The sequence below is a fragment of the Nostoc sp. 2RC genome, assembly GCF_014222165.1.
GTDB classification, from domain to species: Bacteria; Cyanobacteriota; Cyanobacteriia; order Cyanobacteriales; family Nostocaceae; genus Nostoc; species Nostoc linckia.
The window spans coordinates 1-4,000 of record NZ_JACKZU010000526.1 but is presented as its reverse complement, the minus strand read 5'-3'; the positions used below and the strand labels follow the sequence as shown (position 1 = coordinate 4,000).

At 40.6% G+C, this 4,000-nt stretch carries 4 protein-coding genes and 1 pseudogene; 2 read left to right on the top strand and 3 right to left on the bottom strand.

What is annotated here, in order from left to right:
- Positions 1 to 168: 168 nt before the first annotated feature.
- Entirely contained in the window at positions 169 to 1,068 is a 900-nt protein-coding gene (locus GNE10_RS32585) for an AMIN domain-containing protein (protein WP_185570148.1), read from the top strand.
- A 70-nt stretch (positions 1,069 to 1,138) separates the two neighbouring features.
- Here the strand turns inward: GNE10_RS32585 and GNE10_RS32580 are convergent, their stop codons facing one another.
- A complete protein-coding gene (locus tag GNE10_RS32580; RefSeq protein WP_099071863.1) occupies positions 1,139 to 1,678 on the bottom strand; it encodes a DUF3172 domain-containing protein in 540 nt (179 codons plus the stop codon).
- 460 nt (positions 1,679 to 2,138) lie between these two features.
- Between GNE10_RS32580 and GNE10_RS32575 the strand changes: the two genes are divergently transcribed.
- Positions 2,139 to 2,966: an ABC transporter permease gene (locus GNE10_RS32575; protein ID WP_185570146.1), complete on the top strand. Its 828-nt coding sequence runs from the start codon at positions 2,139 to 2,141 to the stop codon at positions 2,964 to 2,966.
- A gap of 46 nt (positions 2,967 to 3,012) precedes the next feature.
- Here the strand turns inward: GNE10_RS32575 and GNE10_RS32570 are convergent.
- A pseudogene (locus GNE10_RS32570) lies at positions 3,013 to 3,102 on the bottom strand (IS5/IS1182 family transposase); the annotation flags it as partial.
- A complete protein-coding gene (locus GNE10_RS32565; RefSeq protein ID WP_185570144.1) occupies positions 3,102 to 3,902 on the bottom strand; it encodes a PD-(D/E)XK nuclease family protein in 801 nt (266 codons plus the stop codon). The pseudogene GNE10_RS32570 and the gene GNE10_RS32565, both read right to left, overlap by 1 nt.
- Positions 3,903 to 4,000: the final 98 nt, after the last annotated feature.

Here is a 4,000-nt window from a genome sequence, read left to right as displayed (position 1 = left end):
GCTTCTTCCTCATCTCCCTCATCCCCCCACTCACTTTTTTACCCTACCCAGCCCATCGAGTGTATATATTTATAGTGGCAACTGAGGAATAAAAAGGCAAAAGTATAATTTAATTCTGAGCTTATACTAGAAATTCCTCAGAACTTAATATTAAAGGCATAATTAACAATGGCTCACAGATTAAAGACCTGGCATTGCCACTGGAGCAAAAAGTTACTGAGTTTCAGTGTATTCGGTTTTTATGCAGCGATCGCCTTTGAAACTTCCAGCATTGCTGTAACAGCAGTGGCAAAACTAGATAATTGGCGCTTTTCACCGAAAACACAGCAACTCGAAATCACTCTTTCAACACCCACAACACCTCGTTATTTCTACCTTGCCCAACCACCCCGGTTGGTTGTAGATTTACCTAATACTAAGTTAGGTGATGTTACCACCCAACAAAGTTACTCTGGAGTCATCAAAAGTATTCGTGTTTCTCAACTCAATGAAAACGCTACACGCATTGTTCTAGATTTAGCACCGGGAACTGTTTTAAATGCCAATAAGGTGCAACTACAACCAGTTTCTCGAAAAAACCCCACTCGCTGGGTATTACGCCCTGTTATTTCTGGTAAAAGTACTGCTGTAAAACCAGCAAATTCAGCACCTCCAGCCAAAAAACCACCCCAAAAGCCGCCTACTGAGCCGCCCGTACTTACTACTAACTCACAATCCCTTAATAACCTACCCGTACTTACTACTAACTCTCAATCCCCTAATAACTTACCCGTACTTACTCCTGACTCACAACCACCTTTACTCACAATTGAGCCTATATCGAATCAGCTACCCTCAACAAGCACTACTAACTCAAGTCAACCCTTTGTAACCGTACCTCCTCTCACCCCCAATACACCCCCTCAACAACCAAGTTTTATTCTTCCCCCTCCTTCTTTCCCAAATCAACCCGGTACGTTGAATAGTATTCCTAATTTCGGTATGTCTGAATTTCCACTCCCCACAACCCCTAACGTTCCCAACCCCCAAGTTATTGAGTTTGGGCAACCCCTTCCCAAGGGCAGGTAGGAAACGGGAAGATGATATAAATTTTGGATTTCAAGCCTTTGCTACCAGTCAACACTCCCCATACCCAAATCTAAAATCTATCGGTTTCCTGGGGTGTTCCCACTGCCCCTGGTTGAGCTGTGAAGAAGTTTTGAGCAGCCTCATTTTGATATATGCATCTAATATCAGGGTTATCACTATCCAAATTACCTGTAAAACCAAAGGTATTTAAGCGATTCTTACAATCCCTTACCTGTTCAGATGTCACCAAGCGACGCTGCTCTAAAATTGCCCAGTTATTTTGTCTGATAACACATCCAGGACGCATACTCGGCTGAGAAACATAGACATTGAAGGGGTTGAGAGTTACGAACAACCTAGCGTCCATCACCATAGCACTGGCTCCATACTGCACGCAGATCTCAGGGTTCGGTGCTTTGGTATCAATAAATTCACGAGAAGCGACATTTGATGGTGCCAATGTGGTTGTAGAACTAAAAGCAATGCCGATTCCAATTCCCAAAATCAACACCCCTCCCATAATTGCGATAGTGAAGAGGTTAAACATCGGGGATTGAAAATTAGAGGGTCTAGAAGTAGTAGCCGATCTACCAGTCGATTTACGTCTCATTGTTGCTTAATCACCTTCACGTCAATTGAGCAGGAGTAGTCTAAATTTTTCTACCTCTTTCAGTATGCCTAGTTTTAACTGTAATTGTGTGGGAGTTTGTGAAAATTTTCTTCTTAAATGACAACAATAGCAGATTATTTAACAGGACTTACGCAATAACTCTCTGAAATTCTTATCCCTTTGTGTCCTTCTCTGACGAGATGCTGCGCGAATGCGTCCTTTGCGGTTAGTTTTTTCATGATTTTGCGTAAGTCTTATTTAAATTTTTGAATGCAATTTCAAGGTTAGTTGGTGACAGTTCCAATTTATATTAACTAGCTAGTAATCTTATCTATAAATTTGGATAAATTATTTTAATGACATATTTTTCGATGCAGATATTTTTATCACCCCTAGTATTTGATGTCTCAAACAATGTAAATTAACTTTGAATACAATTTCAATACCTAACTCAAAGCAAGTGAAATTTCAAAAAGCCTTACTATCGGGCAAGAGCTTCAAAACTTCGCAATTTCAAATTCTCCTAGCTGATAGTCTAACTATTTTTTGGGGAGATTGGCTAGATTTACGTGCTAGAGTTGTGCAAGTTGCTGCATCAGGGTTAATATCTCCACTGATATATATTTTAGCTTTTGGTTTAGGTTTGGGTAGTTCCATCAAACCAGGGTCAGGAATTAGTGGTAACTATGAAAACTATTTGGAATTTATATTACCAGGTATGGTAGCACTGTCGTCAATGACCATTAGCTTTGGTGGGACGACATTTTCCATTTGTGGAGACAGATTATTTAGTAAAACTTTCGAGGAATTATTGTTAACTCCTATACATCCATTAGCATTACACATCGGCAAAATGTTGGCGGGAGTAGTGCGGGGGTTGATGACATCAGGTTCGGTGATTTTAGTAGCGGTACTGTTGACTGGAAATTGGAATTTTTTGAATCCGCTATTTTTAGTTTTACTTGTACTCAATTGTGCTGTATTTGCAGGGTTGGGAGTGATTGTAGGATTGAGTGTGCGATCGCTCGAATCAGTAGGACTCTACAACAACTTTATAATTATCCCCATGTCTTTTTTAGGAGCGACCTTTTTTGACCCTGGTACATTACCAGCAGCCCTGAAAGTTGTAGTTTACTTGTTACCCTTAACCTATGCCAGCATCGGACTACGTGCTGCTGCTCATTTACCCTTGTCTCAGTTTCCTTGGTATAGCATACCGATTTTGTTAGCAGCCGCCATCGCTCTTTCTCTTTGGGGTGCTTATAAATTTGCTCACCAGCAGGATTAAATGGTATTTGGGAAAGTAGCTATAGACAGTTGTATGTAGACCGATATCCGGTACATTGCACATAGAAAATAGCATTCAATATTTCTCGTAAATCTACATCTATCGGATGACCAAATCCCTTGGGTGTGGATAAAATCAAAGTGAAACTTCTTGAATGCTGTCAAGATTCAGCAAAGATTCATTCGCAGTTTCTTCAGTGACTGTTGTGCGATCGCACCGCTTGGCAAAGGTACAATAATCACACATTTTACTGCCCTCCGGCACTTGGGGAAACTGTATGTTATTTTGATAATCCTCCAACCAATCAGTTAACTGATTTAACAGTTGCTTAAGCTTCTTTGCTGTTTTTAGATGTTGAGCAGTATTGTAAGTAAATTTAATATTTTGCGGTTTGCCTTCAGATTGAACAAACCAGTAAGTCATGGAAATATTTTCTGGTGAATAAGCGCTAGTTTCAGCCAAAACATACATATAAAGGCGTGTTTGCCAATTAGATTCTAACTTGCGCTTATGAAGTGGTTTCGGATAAGTCTTCCAATCGAGAATTTGTGCTTGTTGGTTATCTGCAATCAATAAATCATAGACAACCGTCAACAAATAGTTTTGAATTTGCAGAGTGCGGTAATGTTCACTTTCACGAAAAGTTTGATTGTCTGTTGCAGACATTAAAATTTCTGGGGCTGCATCTGTAAAACCAGCCATCCACCTTTGCAATTGAGGATCTGCTTGGAGAATACTATCAATTGGTAAGCCCATTTCTCGCTGCTGCATCAGCAGGTGAAAGCGGCTACCCAAAGTTTGGCGTTCCTCGTGTTCGGGATTTGCAGGGGAATTGAGTTGTTCTAAGTAAGTGTGTTGGAATTTACGCGGACAAGCTTCTAGTAAGTTGAGTTGTCCTTGAGACAGTCGTAATAATTCAGTGGTAGTTGATAGCATCCTTCTATATGTCGGGTGGGGTCATTGGCAAGCCTCCCAAACTTCTTTAAAGGGGAAGGGGGAAAGGGGAAAGGGGAAAGGTTTTAAATCCCTTACCC